Genomic DNA, 640 nt, shown 5'->3' with positions numbered 1-640 from the left:
ATGTGGGACACGCCGAAGAGCTGGGTGATCTGCTGCACGCTCAGCACACCGTCGCGCCGCAGGTGCTTCAGCAGCAGCTCGCGTCGCTGATCGGGGATCAGGGGCAACTGCTCTTCTTCGGCCACCGCTTGTTCACCTTTCCTCACGCGGCCACCGCGGCCGCTGCTCGATTGTGCCGTTCCCACCGGCACCGTCCCAACCGGGCGCGGCTCAGGAGCCGACGAACGTGCTCAGCAGGAGCACTCCGCCCAGGCTGAGCAGCGACTGGAGGGAGAGCATCAGCGTCCAGGTACGGAACGTCTGGGCCACCGAGAGCTGGTAGTACTCCTTGAACAGCCAGAACCCGGAGTCGTTGACGTGCGAGAGCATCACCGCGCCCGACGCCGTCGCCAGCACCAGCAGTTCGGGTGAGAGGCCCGGGTAGGCGCCGATCAGCGGGGCGACGATACCGGTTGCCGCGGCGGTGGCCACCGTCGCCGAGCCGAGGCAGATGCGCAGCAGCGCGGCGACGAGCCAGGCGAGCAGCAGCGGGGGTATGGACCAGCCCACCGCGTAGTCGGAGATCAGCTTGTCGATCCCGGTCGCGGTCAGCATCGCCTTGAGGCCGCCGCCGGCGCCGAGGATCAGGACGATCCCGCCG

2 protein-coding genes are annotated in these 640 nt (G+C 68.8%); both read right to left on the bottom strand.

The window, feature by feature from the left end:
- A partial coding sequence (locus IF55_RS41105) for a DeoR family transcriptional regulator (protein WP_157857242.1) occupies nucleotides 1-125 on the bottom strand: 125 nt, incomplete at its 3' end.
- An 85-nt stretch (nucleotides 126-210) separates the two neighbouring features.
- Nucleotides 211-640 (bottom strand): GntT/GntP/DsdX family permease (locus tag IF55_RS35600; RefSeq protein WP_048833131.1); only part of this gene is annotated, 430 nt, incomplete at its 5' end.

Source organism: Streptomyces varsoviensis (genome assembly GCF_000718635.1).
Classification (GTDB): Bacteria; Actinomycetota; Actinomycetes; order Streptomycetales; family Streptomycetaceae; genus Streptomyces; species Streptomyces varsoviensis.
The sequence above is the reverse complement of the archived record's forward strand: the minus strand, read 5'-3'. Positions and strand labels throughout refer to the sequence as shown.